The organism is Paramagnetospirillum sp., assembly GCF_058402745.1.
This window is the reverse complement of record NZ_JBZVFI010000012.1, coordinates 147,845-170,074: the sequence shown is the minus strand read 5'-3', so window position 1 is coordinate 170,074 and position 22,230 is coordinate 147,845. Positions and strand designations below refer to the sequence as shown.

The window sequence follows — 22,230 nt, the reverse complement described above, 5'->3', positions numbered from 1 at the left end:
CGCAAGGCGCGTGCGAGCGGCTGTCTGATCCAGCGAAGCCGGCGCGCAGGCACGGGCGATCGATCGGTTTGCCGCTGGAACCAGCGGCGCCTCGGAAAATGCCCGCGCGTCCGACAGCGGACACGGGCCTCATTCGGGGGAAACCTGATCGCGGGCGGATCCGCCCGGCTTCGAATTCTAGGCTGGCGTCGCGATCCGAGCCATGGCGCATCCCCGGGTCCGCAGTCATTGCGAACCACCGTGACGCCATCGTCCCGCGAGGGACTATCGGATCATGCGAGCTCATGGGCAGTCAAAATAGCCTTGCTCCGTCCTTTCGACAACGATCTTGTTGCAGCCAGCCCACACGGCGGTGAAATCGACGGGAAGAGTCTGGTGAATCAATGCGTTTTGGGTTGAGCTTGAGTCCGCGTCTGGGCTATAGCTGTCCCTGTGATTCACAATCGGCCCGCGACCATGAGGCAGATGAGGACCAGACCGCGTTTCCTGTCGGCATTGACGGCCCTGGCGTTGCTCTGGGGGCTGGGCGGCGCGCCGGACTCCCTGGCGGCGACGGCGTCGGGCGCGCGGCTGGGCATTCATGCCGAGGGGGTGACCCGCTTCGTCCTCGACCTGTCCGATCAGGTGGGGTTCAAGGTCACGCCCCTGGCCGATCCCTACCGCATCGCCATCGAGCTGCCGGGGGCCGATTACGCCGGTCCGGCCGGAATTGCCAAGCCGTGGGGCGCGGTCAACGCCATGCGCCTGGACGGCGGGCGGATCGTCCTCGATCTCAGGAAGCCCGCCCTGGTGAAGAGTGCCTTCATCATTCCGCCGCGCGACGGGCTGGGGCATCGTCTGGTGGTCGACCTGTCGGAAACCACCCGCGAGGCCTTCCTGGCCGCCGCCGGCGGCGCCAAGGCGCCGGTGCTGAAGCCGCCGCCCGCCGCCGCCAAGGCCGTTCCGCCGCCGCCGCCCGCGCCCAAGCCGGTGGAGGAATTCCGCCTGCCCGAGGCCGTCCCCGCGGTCGCTTCCGCCCCGGCACCCGCTGCCGCCAACCGCATCGTGGTGACCAGCCCCAACGCCCCGGCGGCCACCAACGCGGCGGTCGAGAGCGTGCCGCCCGAGCCGGTGACCGCCGCGCCGGCGGCCCAGGCTCCGGTCAACCTGATTCCGCCGCCCATGCCGGTGGAGCGCCCCCAATCGGCCGACGCCAAGGCGGCCGACGCCAAGGCTGGGCGACCCATGCTGTCGGCGCCCATGCCGCCGCCGCCCGAGCGTCCGGCCCCGCCGCCGCCCGTCACGCAGCCCGCCGCCCCGCCGCAACCGGCGCCGCCGCCGCAGCAGGCGGTGCAGCCCCCGCCACCGGCTCCGCCCATGGAGAACGTGGCCAAGGCCAAGGACGGCGTGCCGGTGATCGTCATCGATCCCGGCCACGGCGGCGTCGATCCCGGGGCCACCGGCGTGTCGGGCACCTACGAGAAGCACATCACCCTGGCCATGGCCCGCGAACTGAAGGCCATGCTGGAGCGCAGCGGGCGCTACCGCGTGCATCTGACGCGGGACCGCGACGTGTTCATCCGCCTGCGCGAACGCATCGCCATCGCCCGCGCCCAGGGCGCCGACCTGTTCATCTCGCTGCACGCCGACGCGGTGCAGAACCCGCAGATCAGGGGCCTGTCGGTCTACACCCTGTCGCGCACCGCCTCGGACTCCGAGGCGCAGGCCTTGGCGGAAAAGGAAAACAAGGCCGACCTCATCGCCGGCATCGACCTCACCCACGAATCCGCGGACGTGGCCAACATCCTGATCGATCTGGCCCAGCGCGAGACCATGAACCGTTCGGCCGGCTTCGCCACCGAACTGGTGGACGAGGTGGGCCAGGAGATGGACCTGCTGGGCAACACCCACCGTTTCGCCGGCTTCGCCGTGCTGAAGGCTCCCGACGTGCCGGCGGTGCTGGTGGAGATGGGCTACCTGTCCAACGAGGCGGAGGAAAGGATGCTGCGCCAGCCGCAGTACCGCGCCCGCCTGGCCAAATCCATCGCCAAGGCGGTGGAGCGCTTCTTCCCGCCCAACCTCAAGGCCAAGCGGCCGTAGGGACGATGTGTCATTCCGACGACCAACGGGAGGGGGAATCTCGTTCCGGACCGGGGGGGCGGCGGGAATGGCGCCGCCCGGGCGGGCGGAGATCCCTCGGCTTCGCTCGGGATGACGGGGCCCTTTGAGATGAGGCGTCTTTTCGCCCTGGCCGTCCTCGCCCTCGCCGCTCCGGCGCTTCCCGTCCATGCCGAGCCCAAGCCGGCCGTGCCCTGCCTGACCTGTCCCCGCACCGTTCCCGCCTGCTGGATGGTGGTCTACCGCTGGACCGACTACAACCTGCGCTCCGGCCCCGGCAACCACATGGTGGTCACCAGCGGGGCGCCGCCGACGCGGCCCGAACTGGCCCAGGCCACCCAGGACATTCTGCGCGGCATGCCCAAGGGCATGACCGCCGCCCTGGTGGGCACCAGCCGCATCGACTGCCCCGAAGCCATCAAGGCGGCGTCGCGCAAGCCATGACGGCCCATATGCCGGCCCCGCGCATATGACAGTGGACAGCGGCGCCCATCGCCTGCATCTTCCCCTCACTTGACGCCGGAGACCGCGTGGCGGTACCACCGTGTCCGACCCCTGAGGCACCCGATTCCATGTTCCGCTTCCTGCTTGGACTGTTCAGCCTGTTGATCCTGCTGGCCATCGTCGGCGCGGGCGGCGTGCTGTTCGTCTTCTGGCATTACGGGCGGGGGCTGCCCGACTATCACCAGCTGGCCCATTACGAGCCGCCCATCACCACCCGCGTCTATGGCGGCGACGGCCGTCTGGTGGCCGAATACGCGGTGGAGAAGCGGGTCTTCGTGCCGCTGTCGGTGATTCCCCAGACGGTGAAGGACGCCTTCCTGTCGGCCGAGGACAAGAATTTCTATTCCCATGCCGGCATCGATCCGGTGGGCATCGCGCGCGCCATCATCGTCAACCTGAAGAACCGGGGCAAGGGCGCCGACCGGCGGCCGGTGGGCGCCTCGACCATCACCCAGCAGGTGGCCAAGAACTTCCTGTTGACCAACGAGGTGTCCATCGAGCGCAAGGTCAAGGAAGCCATCCTGGCGCTGCGCATCGAGCGGACCTTCACCAAGGACCACATCCTCGAGCTTTACCTCAACGAGATCTATCTCGGCGGCGGCGCCTACGGCGTGGCGGCGGCGGCGCTGAACTACTTCGACAAGGGCCTGGACGAGCTGTCGGTGGCCGAGGCCGCCTATCTCGCCGCCCTGCCCAAGGCCCCCAACAACTACAACCCCCATCGCCATCCCCAGGCCGCCAAGGAGCGCCGGGACTGGGTGATCGGGCGCATGTTCGAGGACGGCAAGATCACCCAGGCCGAGTATCAGGCCTTCGTCGCCATGCCGCTGGAGGTCCGCTCGCGCAAGGAGATGCAGGCCACCCAGGGCGCCGATTACTTCGCCGAGGACATCCGCCGCGAGATCATGGCCAAGCATGGCGGCGAAACCGCCCTGTACAAGGGCGGGCTGGTGGTGCGCGCCTCCATGGATGCCCGGCTGCAGGCGGTGGGCTCGAAGGTGCTGCGCCAGGGGCTGGCCACCTATGACCGCCGTCACGGCTGGCGCGGTCCCATCACCCGCATTCCCGCCGCCGCCGGCTGGGGGCCGCTGCTGGCCGCCGTGCCCAAGCCCGGCGGCGCCGACGAGGCGTGGCAGACCGCCGTGGTGCTGGCGCTGAACGACCAGGAAGCCACCCTGGGCCTGGTGGGCGGCAAGGTGGGCCGCGTGCCCTTCGCCGAGATGAAGTGGGCGCGTCCCGCCCTGGAAAAAGCCGCCATGGGGCCGTTCCCCCGCCGCCCCGCCGACGTGGTGGCGCTGGGCGACGTCATCCTGGTGGAGCCGGTGGCCAAGAGCGAGGACGGCAAGGCCTATCCCGCCAATTCCTTCAGCTTGCGCCAGATTCCCAAGGTCGAGGGCGCCCTGGTGGCCATCGATCCCCATACCGGGCGCGTCCTGGCCATGGTGGGCGGCTGGTCCTACGGCAAGAGCCAGTTCAACCGCGCCTCCCAGGCGCTGCGCCAGCCGGGCTCGGCCTTCAAGCCGTTCATCTATCTGGCGGCGCTGGAAAGCGGCTATACGCCGTCCTCGCTGGTGCTCGACGCTCCCATCGCCCTGCCCCAGGGACCGGGCCTGCCCCTGTGGCGGCCCAAGAACTACAACGACGACTATCTCGGCCCCACCACGCTGCGCGTCGGCCTCGAGAAGTCGCGCAACCTGATGACCGTGCGCCTCGCCCAGGCCATCGGCATGGACAAGGTGGCCGATTATTCGGGACGTTTCGGCATCTACGACACCCTGCCGCGCCAGTTGTCCATGGCGCTGGGCGCCGGCGAGACCACGCCGCTGAAGCTCACCGCCGCCTACGCCATGCTGGTCAATGGCGGAAAAAGGGTGCGGCCCACCCTGATCGACCGCATCCAGGACCGTAACGGCAAGACCCTGTTCAGCCACGACCTCAGGTTCTGCGACGGCTGCTCGGCGGGCCGCTTCACCGGCCAGGACATGCCGGTGCTGCCCGACATCCGCGAGCAGATGGTCGATCCCGTCTCCGCCTATCAGATGGTCAGCATCATGGAAGGCGTGGTCCAGCGCGGCACCGGCACCTCCATCAAGGCGGTGGGCAAGCCCCTGGCCGGCAAGACCGGCACCTCCAACGATTCCAACGACGTGTGGTTCGTCGGCTTCTCCCCCGATCTGGCGGTCGGCGTGTTCGTCGGCTTCGACGATCCCTCCACCCTGGGGCCGAAGGAAACCGGCGGCTCCATCGCCGCGCCCATCTTCCGCGACTTCATGATGGAAGCGCTGAAGGACAAGCCGCCGACGCCCTTCCGGGTGCCGCCCGGCGTGCGGCTGGTGCGCGTCAACGCCGCCACCGGCAAGCCGGCCATGCCCGGCGATGCCAAGGCCATCTACGAGGCGTTCAAGGGCTCGGACCGCATGCCCGGCGATGACGAGGACGTGCTGGAAGGCTCGGGCGGCGTGGACGCCGGTTTCAGCTTCGCGCCCTTCCTGGGGGCGGAGGAGGGGGGGGGCTCGGGCAATGTCCAGCTGACCCCGCCGCCCGGCGTGGCCCCGGCGTCCGACGGCGGCACTCCGGCCATGCCGCCGGTCCAGGCTCCGCCGGTGACGGGACCGGCTCCCTCGGCGGGCGGGCTGTATTAGGGATTTCTGAATCGAAAGTTCGAGGAACTCCCGGACCCGTGCGGCGCCTTTTCGTGCCGACAAGGGCCCGGAGTGCTTCTGCGTGACGCTGATGCATTCCGGGCCCCCGGCCCCCACTGCCGGTGGGGCGGACCCGGGCTATGACGCCGGCGCCACCTGCTGCGCGGCCACCGTCTGGGTCACGGTGGTGAAGCTGACCTTGATCATGCGCGCCGCCCATTCCTGCATGGCGGCATTGCCCGACGCCGCCCAGTCGTCCGGGCTGGCGTTGGCGGCATCGGCCACCTGGGACCAGTCGGACTGCAGAGTGTTCAGGGCCTGCATGGCCGCCGAGGTCTGGCCCAGGATGCTTTCCAGCTGGTTGCAGGCCAAGGTGACCTGCGTCAGCAGGATGCTTTCCTGATCCAGGGCCTGCCACGCCGCTTCCAACTGCTGCAGGGTATCGTTGATGCTGGAGGTGAGGACCAGTTCGCTGACGATGTCCTCGCCGATCTTGGTCACGCTCTTGATCAGGGGCTGGATTTCCTCGCCCTCGGTCCCGACCGCCACGGCCAGGTTGATGGCGGTGGCGACCACGTCGAAGGCCGACGAGATGGCCTTGTCGGTCAGCTGGTCTTCCTGGGCCGAGAACTGGTCGTTGAGGGACTGGGCCAGGCCGAGCAAGGCGTTCACTTTCGCCTGATCGGCGTTCTTCAGGGACTGGGCGACGGCGTCAAGGCTGGTGACCAGGGCATTGCCCGAGGCGACGAGGTTGGCGACGTCGTCGCACTGGGACACCACGGTGGGGACGCTTGGCCCCGAATTGTACAGAATCGACTGGATTTCGGACTGATTGGCGACATTCAGTGTGTAGAGGTTGTTGATTTCGGCGGCTTGCGCCGAGAGGCAGGAATCCAGGAGCCCCAGATAGTACTGGTCCCACAACTGGCTTTGCCATGTGGTGAAGCTCTCGGCCAGGGTCTGGTAGTTGGGGTCGGAGGCGATGGACGCGGGAAGCCGAACCATGGTGGAGGCGCGCAGATAGCTGTTGAGGGTGATCACGTTGTTCAGGAGGTCGATCACGGGCAAGGGATTGGACATGGGATTTCCCCTTCTGGTGCGATGCTGTCGGTGGACGGGTGCGCCGGGTTCGCGGCCGTCCCGCGAGGGAGGGCCGGAACCCGGAGCCAGTGATCAGCCGCCCGGGGTCGGCAGCGCGGGAAGCAGGGTCCAGGTATTGTTGGCCAGATTGTTCAGCCGGTAGGCGTCACCGGTGTTGTCGGTGTAGTAGACGAGGTCGGTGTCGCTGATCGCCACTCCGATCACGTTGGACACCATCAGGGTCTTCACGACCGACGTGCCCTGGGTGTTGAGGTAGTAGAGGTTCTGGCTGGAATCGATGGCGAACTGGTCGCCATTGGACATCTGAGCCACCTTGAGCGTCGAGCCCATGGTGGCCGTGGTGTTGCCCGTGGCAACGTCGTAGACCGAGGCGTTGCCGTTTGAATCCAGCAGAGCCAGCTTGCCGCCATTGGCCGACATGGCGTTGTACAGGCTGGAGCCGATCTGGATCCAGGTCGATCCCACATACATGTAGAGCAGGCTGCTGTTGTTGGCGATGGCGAACAGCTTGCCGCCGGCGACCGCCAACTGGGTCGGAGCGTCGGAGTTGGGCATGGCGGACAGGGGGGTCCAGTTGGTGCCCGTTCCGGAGTAGCTGTAGGCCTGACGATCGGACTGGTCCTGCTTAATGGCGTAGATACTGGTTCCGTCGGTGGCGATCTGCGCCGCGGCGAAGGTCGAGATGTCGGTCCAGCTGTTGCTGGAGGCATTGTAGGTCTTGACCAGATAGTCGGTGGTGTAAGGCGTGGGCGAGACATTGGCGCCGTCCGCCGGCGCACCGTTGATTCCCACGACCAACGAGCCGCAGGCGATCACCGAAAGGGACTTGTCGGCCACCTGCGACCAGGTGTTGCCGCCGGTGGAATAGGTGTAGACCTGGCCCGAGACGCTGATCGTGTAGACGCTGCCGCCGCCGGCGGAGAACGAGGTCGGATTGGTGAGCAGAATGGGGGTCGGCCAGACATAGGCCGTGACGCCCGTGAGGACGCCGGCGGTCTGGACGATCAGATTCCACTCCGCCAGGGCCTCGCTGAGCTGGTTCTGGTTCAGGTCGGTCAGCGCCGTGGTGATGTCGTCGTAGAGCGTCTGGTACAGCGTTTCCAGCGTGGTCAGTTCCTGCTGGGCGGCGGCGTTGAAAGTGACGAAGCCGCTGACCTGGTTGCTGAAGGCGGCGACCGAGGCGGCAGCGGCGGTATCCGTGGCCTTCCAGGCCTCGTCATTCTGGATGACCCCTCTCAGCTCGGCGATCTGGGCCTTCAGCACCTCGATCTCGGTGATGGCGTAGTAGGCACCGACGGCGCCGCCCGCCATGAAGATCCAGCCGATGGGGTTCCACCAGTTCAGCAGCCCGATCAGGCCGACGACCAGGGAGACGCCGGCGCCGAAGCCCAGGCCGACGATCTTCTTGTCGTCGGCGTCAATGGTGGCGTTGGCGTTCGCGATCGCGGTGTTGAGAGCGGCGATTTCCGAGGCATAGGCCTGCTGCAGCTGATAGAGCACGCCGGAGGTCGCCGCGTCGGTCAGGGTGGTTGCCGCCGATCCCAGCGTGTTGCCGAGGCTCTGCATCTGGCTCTTCAGACTGGATATGGCGGGTTGTTCCGCCCCGATCATGTTCTTCAGCTTGGTCAGGATAGAGGTGTAGCTGGAGCTGCCCACGGGCAGTGCGGCAAGCAGCGCGAACTGCCCTTGAACCGTCTGGTTGATGCTGTTGAAAGTATCGGGGATGGTGATCAACTGCGAGAAGATGCTGGGGGTGGAGGTGCCGGGAACCACATCGACCCAGCCCGCCGCCTCGCCCTGAACAATCGCGAGGTCGGTCTGGAATTGCGTGTAGGCGGATTGCAGGCTCTGGACACTGAGCTGGGTGCCGGGCGGCGGAGCCTGGAAGTGAATCACGGGCGCCGCCGCCTGGGTCAGCGCGGCGACATAGGCGGAAATCGAGGCGATGCTGATCAGCGCCGTCGAAGTGCTCAGCGCCAGGTTGAGGGCCACCGAACCCAGCTGGGTCTTGGGCTGGACATTGGCCAGCGGATGTCCGCCGGCCGCCAGATTCACGAAGTGATTGGGCCCAACCATGACGTTTCTGGACCTGGCTGTGCAGTTCAATACGGGCGTTGCTACCGACATGAAGTCCTCCTAACGTGCTGCGTGCGTAAAATGCACAATGTAAAGAGGTAATCTTATACAAATGACTCTCATTGAGAGTTCTAATATTTATTTCGAATTGTAACGATTGTCGGTAATCGCGCCTGCCGGCCGGTGTGGACGAGGGTGGGGCCGATGGGGGGCCGTGGCCTGACAGGAGGCGGCGATGCTCGCGTCATCCCGAGCCTTGGGCGGTCCCACAGGTGAGGCGGGCTACCGGCATGCAAGGCTTACGGCGACATCCTCGAACGGAGGCCGGATGGCGTTGAGGCCTGAGCGGATTTTCGCCCGTGGAGGACCTGGGGCCGCCAGGACCGGGATCGCCCCGGGGTGCGGAGCCTCAGCCCCGCGCGTCGGCCACCACCTTGACGATCTTTTCCTTGAGCGCCGGGGGCAGGACCGGCTTGGCCAGGAAGGCGTCGACGTCCAGTTCCTTGGCGCGGCCCACGGTGGCGGCGTCGGTGTGGGCGGTCAGCATCACCACCGGCAGGGTGCGGCCGAAGGGCAGGGCGCGGAGCATCTTGACGAAGCCGAAGCCGTCCATGGGGCGCATCTGCACGTCGCAGATCACCACGTCGGGGCGTTCGCGCTCGGCGGCGTCCAGGCCTGAATTGCCGTCATGGGCCTCGACCACCTGGCCGATTCCCACCTGCTGCAGCATTTTCTTGACGATGGTTCTGACGAATTCCTGATCATCGATGATCAGCACCTTCAGCGCACCAAGATCCACGGCAGCGGGCATCTGACTGTTCCCCTGGAAATGACATTCTCACCGGTTCGTCGAGGCTAGCAGAAGCCGGTGAGAATGCCAAAGGTGGAAGCCGTATATATAACTCAGGCGGCCGAGGTCTTGGTCTTGGCGCTGTTGGCGGCATTGCGGCCGGCGGCGAACGCCTTCTGGTTGACCTCCACCATGGCGGGCTTCCTTTCGCGGAAGCGGCCGACGATCTGTTCTTCCAGCTCGGCGGCCGGGAAGGGCAGGTAATCGGCGATGGCGCCCAGCATGATGGTGTTGACCAGACGCAGATCGCCCAGCTCGCGGGCGATGGCGCCGGCGTCGAAGTCGTAGACGGTGACGCCCGCCGCCCGCATCTGGGCCACCGGATCGTCCGGATACTTGAACAGTCCGGCCGAGACCACCGGGGGAACCAGGCGGATGGTGTTGACCATGGCCACGCCGCCGGGACGCAGCATGTCCGCCCAGCGCGAGCCCTCGGCCACCTCGAAGGCGACCAGGATGTCGGCGGTGCCGGGCGTGATGACCGGCGACCACACGCGCTTGCCGAAGCGGACATGGCTGGTGACCACGCCGCCGCGCTGGGCCATGCCCGCCACTTCCGACTTCTTGCAGTCCAGGCCGCGCGCCATGGCCGCCTGGGACAGGATCTCGGCGGCGGTCATCACGCCCTGGCCGCCGGTGCCGCACACGAGAATGTTGGTGATCACATCGCTCATGATGTCTTCCCTCACTCAGCCGCCTGGGCGGGCTTGGCCTTGACGATGGCGTTGGGGCCGCACGATTCCACGCACATGTGGCAGCCGGTGCACATGGCGGTGTCGATGGTGGTGAATTTCAGCTCGTTGACCTTGCCGTCGGCGCGGGTCTTGGATTCCGAACGCTTCACCGTGATGGCGGGACAGCCGACGTTGATGCAGTTGCCGCAGCCGGTGCAGTCGTCGTCCACCACCTTGTAGGGTTCGATCTTGGTGTAGAACTCGGACAGCACGCAGGGACGGTCGGTGATGATCACCGAGGGTTCCGGGATGGCGGTTTCCTGCTTGATGGTCTTGAACACCACCGGCAGCTGGTAGGGGTCGATCTTCTTGATGCGCTCGGGCTTGACGCCCAGCGCCTCGACCAGCTTGACGAAATCGACGCGGGGCGTGTCGTCGCCCTTCAGCCCCTTGCCGGTGCCGGCATGGTTCTGGCCGCCGGTCATGCCGGTGGTGCGGTTGTCGAGGATCAGGGTGGTGACGTTGCCGCGGTTGTAGACGATGTCCAGCATGCCCTGCATGCCCATGTGCAGGAAGGTGGAGTCGCCGATGACGGCGACCACGGCCTTGTCCTTGGTCTCTTCCGAGCGGGCCTTGTCCATGCCGAGCGCGATGCCCATGGAAGCACCCATGGAGATGGTGGTGTCCAGCGCGTTCCAGGGATGGCCGGCGCCCAGGGTGTAGCAGCCAATGTCGCCGGAGATCTGCACGCTCTTCCTCATGCGGGCCAGCGAGTAGTAGACGCCCATATGGGGACAGGCGGCGCACATGGTCGGCGGCCGGGGGAAGGGATCGAACTTGGGGTAGGTGGTGGTGGGCGGCACCGGCTCGCCCAGGAAGGTCTTGATGGCCGGGATCAGCACGTTGGGGGTCAGCTCGCCCAGGCGGGGCAGCAGATCCTTGCCGTGGATCTTCAGCATGCCGGCGGCCTTCAGCTCCTGCTCCATCAGCGGCTCGGTCTCCTCGACCACCACCAGATGCTCGACCTGGGACGCCAGCTTCTCCACCAGCGCCACCGGCACCGGATAGGTGAAGCCCAGCTTCAGGACGGGGGCGTCGGGGAAGCACTCGCGCACGTGCATGTAGGCGGGCCCCGAGGTGACGAAGCCGACACGCTTGTCCGGGCCGTCCTCGAAGACGTTCAGGGGCGAGGCCTCGGCCAGCGCCTGCAGCTTGCCCTCGCGGGCGATCTGGGCGGGCAGCAGGCCCTTGGCGTTGGCGGGCGTCATCACCCAGCGCCTGGCGTCGGACTTGAAGCCGCCGATGTTGTGGCTGACCTTCTCGCCCACCTGCACCACCGCCTTGACGTGGCAGACGCGGGTGGTCAGGCGCAGGATGACGGGGGTGTTGTAGGCCTCCGACAGCTCGAAGGCGTACTTGGCCATCTCGTAGGCTTCCTGGGAATCGGCGGGCTCGAGCACCGGCACGTGGGCGAAGCGGCCCCAGTAGCGCGAATCCTGCTCGTTCTGGGAGGAGCTCATGCCCACGTCGTCGGCGACCGCGATCACCAGGCCGCCGATCACGCCGGCCACCGTCACGGTCATGAAGGCGTCCGAGGCGACGTTCAGGCCCACATGCTTCATGGCGCAGAACGAGCGGGCGCCCGACATGGAGCCGCCGATGGCCACCTCCATGGCGACCTTCTCGTTCACCGACCATTCGGCGTAGAGGTCGGGATAGAGAGACAGGCTCTCCAGAATTTCGGTCGACGGGGTGCCGGGATAGGCGGCGGCCACCTTGGCGCCGGCCTCCCACACGCCCCGGGCGATGGCGTCGTTACCCGACAACAACAGCCGCGATTGCGGCTTGGCCTGAACGGCTGCGGACATGAACAAGCTCCTCACGCTCTCCGGTATCATCCGCCGGCGCGGGGGCTTCGCCTCTCTTTGCCGCGGAACGGGGCGGAGACTAGCATCCTCGGGGGCTTCACCGGAAGAAGAATGCGCATTCAGCCTACGCCAATGCGTTACGAAGCGATACTTATAATACGATTGTGCGTATCAGTTCCACCGGCCATCGGTGGTCAGCCGGTCGAGGTGCTCGACGGCGATGGCGTGGACGGCCCGGGCGGCGATGGAGAGCGGCCGACCCAAGGCATGGGCCAGCGAGATGGTCCGCTCGATCTCCGGCGCGACGATGGGCGCCGCGTCCAGGTTGGCGGCTTCCGGCCCGAAGCGGGCATAGCGCTCCGACAGCACGGTATAGCCGGCGCCCGCCGCCACCAGGGATTTGATCTGCTCCAGCGCGTCGATCTCGATCACCACCCGGGGCTCGGCTCCCAGGGTGCGGGCGGCGCGCTCCACCTCGGCCCGCACGCCGTGGGGGCGGCCGGGCAGAATCAGCGGCAGCATCAGGGCGGTGGTCAGGTCGATGGTCGGGCGGTCCCGCAGCAGCCGGTCTCCCTTGGGGCCCACCAGGGCCAGGCGCTCGCGGGCGATGAAGCGGGTGGCAAGGCCCGGCGGGTGCTCCGAGCCGAACACCAGCGCCATGTCCACCGAGCCCGACAGCACCCATTCCAGCATGTGTCCCGACAGCCCCTCCACCACCCTGAGATGGATGGAGGGATGGCGGCGGCGCACCGCCAGCGCCAGGGGCACGGTCAGCACCGGCCCCAGCGAGGTGGGAATGCCGATCACCGCCGGACCGGCCGGGGCGGCTTCCAGTCCCCGGATCTCATCCTTCAGGCTGGACATGCGCTCGACCAGCACGCCGGCGCGCACGGCCAGGCGCATGCCGCTTTCCGTGGGCACCACGCCGCGCGCCGTGCGGTGCACCAGCGGGCAGCCGAATTCCTCCTCGAGGCGCTTGAGGTGCAGGGACAGCGCCGGCTGGGCGACGCGCAGCGCCTCGGCCGCCTTGGAGAGCGAGCCGTGTTCGACGATGCCCAGGAAGTAGCGGAGTTGCCGGATGTCCATGGCTATCTCTTTCGCCACCGTCACCCCCGGACTTGATCCGGGGGTCCATGGATGGCCGGGTCAAGCCCGGCCAAGACGGGTTTGATTACCATGTATAATTATCCGTTATGGCATCCATAGAAAATATATTTTTCCCATGATGGCTTTGATGGGGCATGGTGCCTGAAGTGCCATTCATCACGTGGGAGACGTATTGTGCAGCAGTTCAAGTGGGACGACCCCTTCCTCCTCGAAGACCAGCTTTCCGAAGACGAGAAGCTGATTCGCGATTCGGCGCACGCTTATTGCCAGGAAAAGCTCCAGCCCCGCGTGATGAAGGCGTTCCGCGACGAGACCTTCGACCGCGAGATCATGAACGAGATGGGCGAGATGGGTCTGCTTGGCCCCACCATCCCCGAGGAATACGGCGGTCCCGGCGTCAACCACGTGGCCTACGGCCTGATCTCGCGCGAGGTGGAGCGGGTCGATTCCGGCTATCGCTCGGCCATGAGCGTGCAGTCCTCGCTGGTGATGCATCCCATCTACAGCTACGGCACCGAGGAGCAGAAGAAGAAATATCTGCCCCGCCTGGCCACCGGCGAGATCGTCGGCTGCTTCGGCCTGACCGAGCCTGACGCCGGTTCCGATCCGGCCGGCATGCGCACGCGGGCCAAGAAGGTGGACGGTGGCTACCTGCTGACCGGCTCCAAGATGTGGATCACCAATTCCCCCATCTCCGACGTCGCCATCGTCTGGGCCAAGTCCGACGCCCACGAGGGCAAGATCAAGGGCTTCATCGTCGATAAGGGCACCAAGGGCTTCACCACCCCCAAGATCGAGGGCAAGCTCAGCTTGCGCGCCTCCATCACCGGCGAGATCGTCCTGGACGAGGCCTTCGTCCCCGACGAGAACCTGCTGCCCAACGCCCAGGGGTTGGGCGGTCCGTTCGGCTGCCTCAACAAGGCGCGCTACGGCATCGCCTGGGGCGTCATCGGCTCGGCCGAGTTCTGCTGGCACGCGGCGCGCCAGTACATGCTGGACCGCAAGCAGTTCGGCCGTCCGCTCGCCGCCAACCAGATCCCCCAGCTGAAGCTGGCCAACATGATGACCGAGATCACGCTGGGCCTGCAGGCCTGCGTGCGCGTCGGCCGCATGATGGACGAGGGCACCTGGGCGCCGGAAGCCGTGTCGCTGATCAAGCGCAACAATTGCGGCAAGGCGCTGGACATCGCCCGCATGGCCCGCGACATGCACGGCGGCAACGGCATCTCGGAAGAGTTCCACGTCATCCGCCACATGGTGAACCTGGAGACCGTGAACACCTACGAAGGCGCTCACGACGTCCATGCCCTGATCCTGGGCCGCGCCCAGACGGGGATCCAGGCGTTCAGCTAAGGGTTTGTTATCCTGACGACCGAAGGGAGGAAGGATCTTTCAGCCTGAGGCGGCCGCCGCTGTCGCGTGAAAGATCCTTCGCCCGAGGCTCAGGATGACAACTGAGCTCCCTGCCAACTAAGGGATTGAAAGACAAATGAAAGTCCTGGTCGCGATCAAGCGGGTGATCGATTACAACGTCAAGATCCGGGTGAAGTCGGACGGGTCCGGGGTCGAGACGCAGAACGTCAAGTTCTCCATGAATCCGTTCGACGAGATCGCGGTGGAAGAGGCGGTTCGCCTCAAGGAAGCCGGCAAGGCCACCGAGGTGGTGGTGGTGTCGGTCGGCCCGGCGGCGTGCTCCGAGACCCTGCGCACCGCGCTGGCCATGGGCGCCGACCGGGGTGTTCTGGTGCAGACGGACGACGAGGTGCAGCCGCTGGGCGTCGCCAAGGTGCTGAAGGCCCTGGTGGCCAAGGAATCCCCCGGCCTGATCATCCTGGGCAAGCAGGCCATCGACGACGACAGCAACCAGACCGGCCAGATGCTCGCCGCCCTGCTGGGCTGTGCCCAGGGCACCTTCGCCAGCAAGGTGGAGATCGGCGCCGATGCCGTCACCGTGACCCGCGAGGTCGACGGCGGCCTGGAGACGGTGACCCTCGTGCTGCCCGCCGTGGTGACCACCGACCTGCGCCTGAACGAGCCGCGCTACGCCAGCCTGCCCAACATCATGAAGGCCAAGAAGAAGCCCATCGACACGGTCAGCCCGGCCGATCTGGGCGTCGACGTGGCGCCCCGCCTGGTGACGCTGAAGGTGGAAGAGCCGCCCAAGCGCAAGGCCGGCATCAAGGTGGCCGACGTGGCCGCCCTGGTGGACAAGCTGAAGAACGAAGCGAAGGTGATCTGAACAGCCTCTTGCCGTCACCCCCGCGCAGGCGGGGGTCCATGGAGCCGCAAGCATCTCGTGTCAGGCATGGATTCCCTAAGCTCACGATCGAAGTGCAACACCCGCTATAATGGGTGCTGCGATGGGACAACGATACAATCAGCTCAGTCTGGATGAGCGGTGCGAGATTTACCGTCTGCATGCAGACGGTAAATCTCGGCGAGCCATTGCCCGGGCCTTGGGCCGGGCGGCGTCAACAATCAGCCGAGAGCTGGAGCGCAACAGTGGCGCCCAAGTCGGCTACAAGGTGGATTGGGCGATGATCCAGGCCCGCGCCCGGCGGCGGCGCAAGCTTTACAAACTGGAGCGCTCGAGCGCGCTCAGGAAACTGACCTTGGACGGCCTTGCGATGGGATGGTCCCCGGAGCAGATCGCCGGGCGGCTCGAGCTTGAGCAAGGTAGGCCGGTGATCAGCCACGAGTCAATTTACCGCTACATCTACTGGCGCGTGAACAGCCACAAGGACTATCTGCACCGGCTGCTGCCGCGCGCCAAGTTTCAGCGTGGCTGGCGTGGCCGCAAGGGCGGCAGCTCGGTGCATTTCATTCCCCAGCGAGTGCCGGTAGCCGAGCGTCCCGCCGAGGTCGCCGACCGGCGCCAGACCGGCCACTGGGAAGCCGATCTGATGCTGTTCTCCCGCTATCGCCAAGCCGTCCTGGTGGCGCACGAACGTAGCTCGCGCCTGCTTCTGCTCCGGCATCACCTCAGCAAAGCCGCCGAGCCAATCGCCGACAGCCTGACCGCCATGCTGCGGCGATTTCCTGCCGAGCAGCGCCGCACCATCACCTTCGATAACGGCTCTGAATTCGCGGCCCATCGCCGCCTGAAGACAAGGCTTCGCATGAAAACCTATTTCTGCGATCCCCATAGCCCCTGGCAGAAGGGCGGCGTCGAGAACGCCATCGGGCGAATGCGGCGGGGACTGCCGCGAAAAACAGATCTCGCGGCAGTTTCCCAGGCCGATCTGGACGACCTGGCCATGGACTACAACCTCACCCCGCGAAAGTGCCTCGGATATCGAACTCCGCTTGAGGCTTTCCTCGGAAAAGCCATCGATCTCGGTGTTGCACTTGAAATGTGAGTCCATCTTCCCGCTTTCGCGGGAATGACGGACAAGAAAATGGCAAGAAAGAGGACGAACGAATGACCATTCTGGTTCTGGCAGAGCATGAAGGCGGCGCTCTCAAATCCGCCACGCTGAACACCGTCACCGCCGCGACCAGGATCGGCGGCGAGGTCCATGTGCTGGTGGCCGGCTCCGGCATCGGCGCGGTGGCCGAGGCCGCCGCCAAGGTGGCGGGCGTCGCCAAGGTGCTGAGCGCCGATTCCGCCCTCTACGCCAACCATCTGGCCGAGCCCCTGGCCGCCCTGGTGGTCAGCCTCGCCGGCGGCTACAGCCACGTCCTGGCCCCCGCCACCACGTCGGGCAAGAACGTCAGCCCCCGCGTCGCGGCGCTGCTGGACGTGGCGCAGATTTCCGAGATCACGGCGGTGGTGTCGCCCGACACCTTCGTGCGTCCCATCTATGCCGGCAACGCGCTGGCCACCGTGCAGTCCAAGGACGCGGTCAAGGTGATCACCGTGCGCGGCACCGGCTTCGAGGCGGCCGCCGCCACCGGTGGCTCCGCCGCGGTCGAGAGTGTCGCGGCCGCCGCCGATCCCGCCCTGTCCTCCTTCGTGGACAGCCAGCTCAGCAAGTCCGAGCGCCCCGAACTGACCAGCGCGCGGGTCATCATCTCGGGCGGGCGCGGCATGCAGTCGGGCGACAACTTTCCCCTGCTGGAAGCGGTGGCCGACCGCTTGGGCGCCGCCGTGGGCGCCAGCCGCGCCGCCGTGGACGCCGGCTTCGTGCCCAACGACTTCCAGGTGGGCCAGACCGGCAAGATCGTCGCCCCCGACCTCTACATCGCCGTCGGCATCTCGGGCGCCATCCAGCACCTGGCCGGCATGAAGGATTCCAAGGTCATCGTCGCCATCAACAAGGACGAAGAGGCCCCCATCTTCCAGGTCGCCGATTACGGCCTGGTGGCGGATCTCTTCAAGGTGCTGCCTGAATTCACCGCGGCCCTCCAGTCTCCCTGAGGCCGCAACCTGGCGGGGGCGGGCCCGGCACAGGCCCGCCCCTGCATTTTATTGGTTATTTCAGCCCCTCAATCGCCGGGCGGGTCGCCTCCGCGACCCTTGGCTTTCACGCCATAAGGCGCGCGGCCCCTTGGGCCTAGCCAGGTCTCGATAAGACTTGGCATGACGTGTGTTGACACCGTCCCCCTGATCCCCTTCTCTATAGCTCTATGGATTGGGTGTGGTGATGCTGTCGAGCAAGGCGAAATACGGCCTGAAGGCCATGGTCCATCTGGCCCGCCATGAAGGGCTGGGGCCGGTGCTGATCGCCGACATCGCCGCGTCGGAGCGGATTCCCAAGAAATTCCTCGATGCCATTCTGCTGGAGATGAAGAACCAGGGCCTGCTGTCGTCCAAGAAGGGCAAGGGCGGCGGCTACATCCTGGGCCGGCCGGCGGCGCGCATCATGGTCGGTGACATCGTGCGGGTGCTGGACGGGCCTCTGGCTCCGGTTCCCTGCGTGTCGCGGACCGCCTACCGGCGCTGTGACGATTGCGTCGATGAAGCCGCCTGCGCCATCCGCGCCGTCATGCAGGACGTGCGCGACGCCATCGCCGCCATTCTCGACAACACCACCCTGGCCGACATGTGCAACCGGCGCGGCGCGGTGGAAACGGTGCTGATGTACGATATCTGACCGGTCAGCCTTCCAGCCGCGCGCCCATCTGGCGGGCGATATGGTCCAGTTTGCCCCTGACGCCGTCGGCGAGATTGCTCACCCGCACCAGCGGCACTCCCGCCCGCAGCGCCGCCAGGGCGAGGCCCGGGGCATCGCCGCAATCGAGCGCCGCCTCGATTTCGCGTTCGGGGAATTCCGCCGCCAGGGCCCGGGTCAGGGCCAGCCACCAGCCGATGCCGTGGAAGCCTGCGGCTCCGGGCGGGCTTTGCAGTCCGACCGGTCGGTCGGCGGCGGCCGCCGCCACGACGGCGCGGGCCTGATCCAGGGAATGGATGGTGGCCCGGGTCACGGATTGGCCCGGGTCACGGATTGGGGTGAATGGGGCGGCCGGGGCTGGTGAAGGCCACCGACTGGGTGCCGAAGAAATAGGCGTTGACCGTTTCGACCAGGGGCGGGTTGACCGCCCGCTCGGCCTTCCACTCCACCACGAAATTGGCGCCGCTGCCGCCGCTCTTGTCCTTGTGCTCGACGAACAGCTCGGACGAGCCCATGGGGCCGAGCACCAGCGGCTTGGGCAGGTACTCGCGCAGCAGCTTGCCGTCGGTGTCGTAATAGCGCGCCGAGGTGACGGTGATGGAATGGGCGAGGTCGGTGTTGCGCAGGCTCAGCATGGAGGACAGCAACAGTTCCGAGGGCTTGCCCCGACCGTCCAGGTTGCCGTGGGAGATGTGGGAATAGACCGGCACGTACAGGGTCTGGCCCTTGGACAACGGCAGGGGCTGCTCGGCCGAAACCGCCACGGGGCAAAGGATCGCGGCGGCGAACAGGGCGGCCTTCAGGGCGGAGCGCATGGTTTCGATCCTTCGCGGAAGCGGGGAAAGGCCAAGGGTATCCTGCGCCTTGCCGGCGATCAACCCGGCCTTTGTTGACTCGGGTGCCCTTCGGCCATACCTTCGGTTTCGATTCCAGAGCATGGGGATGGATCGTGGAACAGCGTCAGGGGCAGAGCTTGCAACGCACCGAAGAGGCCATGCGCCGCCTGGGCGCCGCCATCGACCGTCTTGAATCCGCCTCGGCCCGGGTGGGCGCCGGAGATCTGCTGCTGGCCGGCGAGCTGCGCGGCGCCCGCGACGACTACGCCCGGCTGGAGGAAACCACCCGCGTGGTCTCGACCCGGCTGGACGCCGCCATCGACCGCCTGCGCGACCTGCTGGAGGAGTAAGCGCCGTGGCTGTCGTCAACGTCACCATCAACGGCCGGGTCTACGACATCGCCTGCGACGATTCCCAGGTGGCCCGGGTCCATGTCCTGGGCCGCGAGGTGGACGCCCGCGCCCAGCACCTGCTGTCCTCGGTGGGCTCGGTCAGCGATTCCCGCCTGCTGGTCATGGTCGGCCTGCTGCTGGCCGACGAACTGGCCGAGGCGCGGGAGGAACTGTCCAAGATCGGCGGCGAGGTGGGCGCGGCGGCCGAGGGCGACGCCAAGCTGGCCGGGCTGATCGACTCGCTGACCCGGCGCATCGAGGCCATTGCTATGCGCCTCGAAAGAGCCTAGCTTCAGCAACGGAGCGGTCTGCTGCGCGGTGCGTCAGGCAGCCAATGTCCCTGGGGCCAATAACTTCCTCTCGGGGGCTGTCCCTGTCGGAGCCCTGGTTCCGGTATATGGCCACCCACCTGCGTAAGCAGGCCACGGAGGACTTGCATGGCCAACGGCCGAGGCGGCGCCGCTCCACATAGCCCCGACATGACCGACGCCGCCACCCCTTCCGCCGACAAGACCCCGATGCGCGCCGCCGCCCGCCGAAAACGGCGCGACGCCGCCCTGTCCCACGGCCCCGCCGCCGCCCGCGCCCTGGCCGGGCTGGCGGGAGCGCTGGGCCTGCCCCAAGGCGGCGTGGTGGCCGGCTATTGGCCGCTGGAAGGCGAGATCGACCCCTTGCCGCTGATGGAGGCCCTGGCTTCGCTGGGACATGTCCTGGCCTTGCCGGCGGTGACCGAAACCGGCGGCGTCCTGGAATTCCGCCGCTGGAGCCCCGGCGACGGCCTGGAAGCCGGGCCGCACGGCACCCGCCACCCCGCCGAAGCCCCGCCCGTCGTTCCCGCCGCCCTGCTGGTGCCGCTGCTGGCCTTCGACAGAAGGGGGTTCCGTCTGGGCTATGGCGGCGGATATTATGACCGGACCTTGGGCGATCTGCGCCGGGGCGGGGCGCTTCTCGCCATCGGCCTGGCCTTCGCCGTCCAGGAGGTGGACAGGGTTCCCACCGATCCCTGGGACGTGCCATTGGATATGATAGCCACGGAGCAGGGCGTGATCGTGACGGCGGGCAAATGAGACTTCTGTACATGGGCGACGTGGTCGGGCGTTCGGGGCGCGACGTGATCGCCGGGCGCCTGGCCGAGATCAGGAACCGCCTGTCTCCCGACTTCATCGTCGCCAACGGCGAGAACGCCGCCCACGGCTTCGGCATCACGCCCAAGATCTGCGAGGACTTCTTCGCCATGGGCGTGGACGTGATCACGCTGGGCAACCACACCTGGGACCAGCGCGAGATCATCCCCTATCTGGACGCCGAGCCCCGCGTGCTGCGCCCGCTCAACTATCCCGCCGGCACGCCGGGACGTGGAACCGGCACCTATGCCGGCCCTCGCGGGCGCAAGGTGATGGTGGTCCAGGTCATGGGCCGGCTGTTCATGGACGCCCTGGACGATCCCTTCGCCGCGCTGGAGGCGGTGCTGGCCAAGGCCCGCATGGGGGCCGGCGGCGTCGATGCCATCGTCGTCGATGTCCATGCCGAGGCCTCCAGCGAGAAGATGGCGCTGGGCCACCTGTCGGACGGCCGCGCCAGCCTGGTGGTGGGCAGCCATTCCCACGTGCCCACCGCCGATTGCCAGATTCTGGGCAAGGGCACCGCCTACCAGACCGATGCCGGCATGTGCGGCGACTACGATTCGGTGATCGGCATGAAGAAGGACGCCGCCATCTTCAAATTCGTGCGCAAGATTCCCGGCGAGCGCCTGTCGCCCGCCGAGGGGCCGGGGACGCTGTGCGGCGTGATGGTGGAAACCGACGACCGCACCGGACTGGCGCTGCGCGCCGCGCCATTGCGTCTGGGAGGACGCCTGGCCGAGTGCTGGCCCGATTGGTAGAAGGGGGGGGAGAACGATGAAGGCTGTGGTTTCCATGGCTCTGGCGATTCTGTTGTTGGCCGTCCAGCCCGCGCGGGCCGCCGGCGGCCCCGAGGCCGAGGCCCTGGTCCGGCAGGCGGTCGCCGACGCGGCGGCCACCTTCGCCGGCGGTCCCTTCAGCCACGAAATCAGCCGCGACAAGGTCGCCACCCTGGTGTCGAAATACGGCGACATCGCCTATGAATCCGAACTGATCCTGGGACGCCACTGGCGCAAGGCGACCCAGGCCCAGAAGGACACCTTCGTGTCCCTGCTGATCCCCTTTTTCGTCGCCACCTATGCCGAACTGATCGACAATTCGTCCGGCTCGACCCAGGTGGAGGTGCTGGGCAGCGAGGAGCGGGAAGACGGCGTGCTGGTCAAGGCCCGCATGATTCTCCCGCCCCAGGACAGCGTGATCCTGTCCTTCGTCATCACCCGCAGCCCGGCGGGACGGCTGGTGATCACCGACGTCATCGCCGAGGGGGCGGGATTGCTCACCACCATCCGTTCCGACTTCACCTCGGTGGTGCGCAATGCCGGCGGCAACATCGAGGTGCTGTTCGACGCCATGCGCAGGAAGATCGACGCCCAGGCCCGGTGAGGAAACGTTCGGGCCGGGCTAACCTTTTCCCGCCACGGGACGAAATGGGGAAGACGCTCTGTTTCTATTCGGAGGATTCCCCATGGCCCGCCTTCTTTCCCGCCTGACCCTGCTGTTCGCCCTGGTTTTCGCCGCGCCCGCCGCCCAAGCCGCCCAGATGTGGGACAAGGTGGCGTTCGACGCCGCCCAGGCGGCCGGCTCGCCCATCTTGGTCCATGTGACGGCCCCCTGGTGTCCCACCTGCAAGGCGCAGAAGCCCACCATCGACAAGCTGGAATCCTCGAACCCGGCGCTCAAGGTGTTCTCGGTGGATTTCGACAGCCAGAAGGACGTTCTGGCCCAGCTCGGAGTGAAGAGCCAGAGCACCCTGATCACCTATCGCGGCAAGATGGAAATGGGGCGTTCCATGGGGGTGACCGACCCGGCCGCCATCACCGAGATGGTGGTCCGCGCCAGCCATTGACCTCCTATTCCAAGCCATGCGCAGGGCATCGCGCCGTCCCGGCGGCGTGATGCCTGTTGCTT

General features: G+C 67.0%; 22 protein-coding genes and 1 other RNA gene. 15 read left to right on the top strand and 8 right to left on the bottom strand.

What is annotated here, in order from left to right:
- The first annotated feature begins 465 nt into the window (after positions 1-465).
- The 3 genes from ACV4UZ_RS10240 (at position 466) to ACV4UZ_RS10230 (ending at position 5,243) form a co-directional block, all read left to right on the top strand.
- Positions 466-2,079 (top strand): N-acetylmuramoyl-L-alanine amidase, encoded by a 1,614-nt coding sequence (locus ACV4UZ_RS10240; RefSeq protein WP_491600755.1) that lies wholly within the window; start codon positions 466-468, stop codon positions 2,077-2,079.
- A gap of 129 nt (positions 2,080-2,208) precedes the next feature.
- Positions 2,209-2,541, top strand: a complete 333-nt coding sequence (locus ACV4UZ_RS10235) for a hypothetical protein (RefSeq protein WP_491600754.1) — start codon at positions 2,209-2,211, stop codon at positions 2,539-2,541.
- A 128-nt stretch (positions 2,542-2,669) separates the two neighbouring features.
- Positions 2,670-5,243 carry a penicillin-binding protein 1A gene (locus ACV4UZ_RS10230; protein ID WP_491600753.1) on the top strand — a complete coding sequence of 858 codons (2,574 nt, stop codon included), beginning with the start codon at positions 2,670-2,672 and terminating at the stop codon, positions 5,241-5,243.
- Between the two features lie 138 nt (positions 5,244-5,381).
- On the opposite strand, the gene ACV4UZ_RS10225 is transcribed toward ACV4UZ_RS10230, so the two are convergent.
- The 6 genes from ACV4UZ_RS10225 to ACV4UZ_RS10200 all read right to left on the bottom strand — a co-directional run bounded on the left by ACV4UZ_RS10225 (position 5,382) and on the right by ACV4UZ_RS10200 (position 12,916).
- On the bottom strand, positions 5,382-6,323 hold the full coding sequence (locus ACV4UZ_RS10225; protein ID WP_491600752.1) for a hypothetical protein: 942 nt from the start codon (positions 6,321-6,323) through the stop codon (positions 5,382-5,384).
- Positions 6,324-6,416: 93 nt separating this feature from the next.
- Positions 6,417-8,420, bottom strand: a complete 2,004-nt coding sequence (locus tag ACV4UZ_RS10220) for a hypothetical protein (RefSeq protein ID WP_491600751.1) — start codon at positions 8,418-8,420, stop codon at positions 6,417-6,419.
- A 409-nt stretch (positions 8,421-8,829) separates the two neighbouring features.
- Positions 8,830-9,231: a response regulator gene (locus tag ACV4UZ_RS10215; protein ID WP_491600750.1), complete on the bottom strand. Its 402-nt coding sequence runs from the start codon at positions 9,229-9,231 to the stop codon at positions 8,830-8,832.
- 92 nt (positions 9,232-9,323) lie between these two features.
- Positions 9,324-9,944, bottom strand: coding sequence for an indolepyruvate oxidoreductase subunit beta (locus ACV4UZ_RS10210; RefSeq protein WP_491600749.1), 621 nt, complete (start codon positions 9,942-9,944; stop codon positions 9,324-9,326).
- Between the two features lie 11 nt (positions 9,945-9,955).
- Entirely contained in the window at positions 9,956-11,812 is a 1,857-nt protein-coding gene (locus ACV4UZ_RS10205) for a thiamine pyrophosphate-dependent enzyme (RefSeq protein WP_491600748.1), read from the bottom strand.
- A gap of 171 nt (positions 11,813-11,983) precedes the next feature.
- Positions 11,984-12,916 (bottom strand): LysR family transcriptional regulator, encoded by a 933-nt coding sequence (locus ACV4UZ_RS10200; RefSeq protein ID WP_491600747.1) that lies wholly within the window; start codon positions 12,914-12,916, stop codon positions 11,984-11,986.
- Between the two features lie 177 nt (positions 12,917-13,093).
- On the opposite strand from ACV4UZ_RS10200, the gene ACV4UZ_RS10195 reads away from it, so the two are divergent.
- The 5 genes from ACV4UZ_RS10195 to ACV4UZ_RS10175 all read left to right on the top strand — a co-directional run bounded on the left by ACV4UZ_RS10195 (position 13,094) and on the right by ACV4UZ_RS10175 (position 17,955).
- Positions 13,094-14,272 carry an acyl-CoA dehydrogenase gene (locus ACV4UZ_RS10195; RefSeq protein ID WP_491600746.1) on the top strand — a complete coding sequence of 393 codons (1,179 nt, stop codon included), beginning with the start codon at positions 13,094-13,096 and terminating at the stop codon, positions 14,270-14,272.
- A gap of 136 nt (positions 14,273-14,408) precedes the next feature.
- On the top strand, positions 14,409-15,158 hold the full coding sequence (locus ACV4UZ_RS10190; RefSeq protein WP_491600745.1) for an electron transfer flavoprotein subunit beta/FixA family protein: 750 nt from the start codon (positions 14,409-14,411) through the stop codon (positions 15,156-15,158).
- A 109-nt stretch (positions 15,159-15,267) separates the two neighbouring features.
- Complete coding sequence (locus ACV4UZ_RS10185) at positions 15,268-16,278, top strand: IS30 family transposase (RefSeq protein WP_491599453.1); 1,011 nt, start codon at positions 15,268-15,270, stop codon at positions 16,276-16,278.
- A gap of 62 nt (positions 16,279-16,340) precedes the next feature.
- Entirely contained in the window at positions 16,341-17,279 is a 939-nt protein-coding gene (locus tag ACV4UZ_RS10180; protein ID WP_491600744.1) for an electron transfer flavoprotein subunit alpha/FixB family protein, read from the top strand.
- Between the two features lie 226 nt (positions 17,280-17,505).
- A complete protein-coding gene (locus ACV4UZ_RS10175; protein WP_491600857.1) occupies positions 17,506-17,955 on the top strand; it encodes an RrF2 family transcriptional regulator in 450 nt (149 codons plus the stop codon).
- A 4-nt stretch (positions 17,956-17,959) separates the two neighbouring features.
- On the opposite strand, the gene ACV4UZ_RS10170 is transcribed toward ACV4UZ_RS10175, so the two are convergent.
- Positions 17,960-18,286: a hypothetical protein gene (locus ACV4UZ_RS10170; RefSeq protein WP_491600743.1), complete on the bottom strand. Its 327-nt coding sequence runs from the start codon at positions 18,284-18,286 to the stop codon at positions 17,960-17,962.
- A 13-nt stretch (positions 18,287-18,299) separates the two neighbouring features.
- Positions 18,300-18,788, bottom strand: a complete 489-nt coding sequence (locus tag ACV4UZ_RS10165) for a DUF3124 domain-containing protein (protein ID WP_491600742.1) — start codon at positions 18,786-18,788, stop codon at positions 18,300-18,302.
- Between the two features lie 134 nt (positions 18,789-18,922).
- Between ACV4UZ_RS10165 and ACV4UZ_RS10160 the strand changes: the two genes are divergently transcribed.
- The 7 genes from ACV4UZ_RS10160 to ACV4UZ_RS10130 all read left to right on the top strand — a co-directional run bounded on the left by ACV4UZ_RS10160 (position 18,923) and on the right by ACV4UZ_RS10130 (position 22,168).
- The gene (locus tag ACV4UZ_RS10160; protein ID WP_491600741.1) at positions 18,923-19,159 is read left to right on the top strand and encodes a hypothetical protein; all 237 of its coding nucleotides are present in this window, start codon (positions 18,923-18,925) and stop codon (positions 19,157-19,159) included.
- 5 nt (positions 19,160-19,164) lie between these two features.
- Positions 19,165-19,491: a cell division protein ZapA gene (locus ACV4UZ_RS10155; protein WP_085372594.1), complete on the top strand. Its 327-nt coding sequence runs from the start codon at positions 19,165-19,167 to the stop codon at positions 19,489-19,491.
- Between the two features lie 15 nt (positions 19,492-19,506).
- A non-coding RNA gene (gene ssrS, locus ACV4UZ_RS10150) (6S RNA) lies at positions 19,507-19,665 on the top strand.
- A gap of 15 nt (positions 19,666-19,680) precedes the next feature.
- On the top strand, positions 19,681-20,268 hold the full coding sequence (locus tag ACV4UZ_RS10145; RefSeq protein WP_491600740.1) for a 5-formyltetrahydrofolate cyclo-ligase: 588 nt from the start codon (positions 19,681-19,683) through the stop codon (positions 20,266-20,268).
- Positions 20,265-21,083: a TIGR00282 family metallophosphoesterase gene (locus ACV4UZ_RS10140; protein ID WP_491600739.1), complete on the top strand. Its 819-nt coding sequence runs from the start codon at positions 20,265-20,267 to the stop codon at positions 21,081-21,083. Before ACV4UZ_RS10145 ends, ACV4UZ_RS10140 begins: the two co-directional genes overlap by 4 nt.
- Positions 21,084-21,099: 16 nt before the next feature.
- Positions 21,100-21,705, top strand: coding sequence for an MlaC/ttg2D family ABC transporter substrate-binding protein (locus ACV4UZ_RS10135; RefSeq protein WP_491600738.1), 606 nt, complete (start codon positions 21,100-21,102; stop codon positions 21,703-21,705).
- An 82-nt stretch (positions 21,706-21,787) separates the two neighbouring features.
- Positions 21,788-22,168 carry a thioredoxin family protein gene (locus ACV4UZ_RS10130; RefSeq protein WP_491600737.1) on the top strand — a complete coding sequence of 127 codons (381 nt, stop codon included), beginning with the start codon at positions 21,788-21,790 and terminating at the stop codon, positions 22,166-22,168.
- Positions 22,169-22,230: the final 62 nt, after the last annotated feature.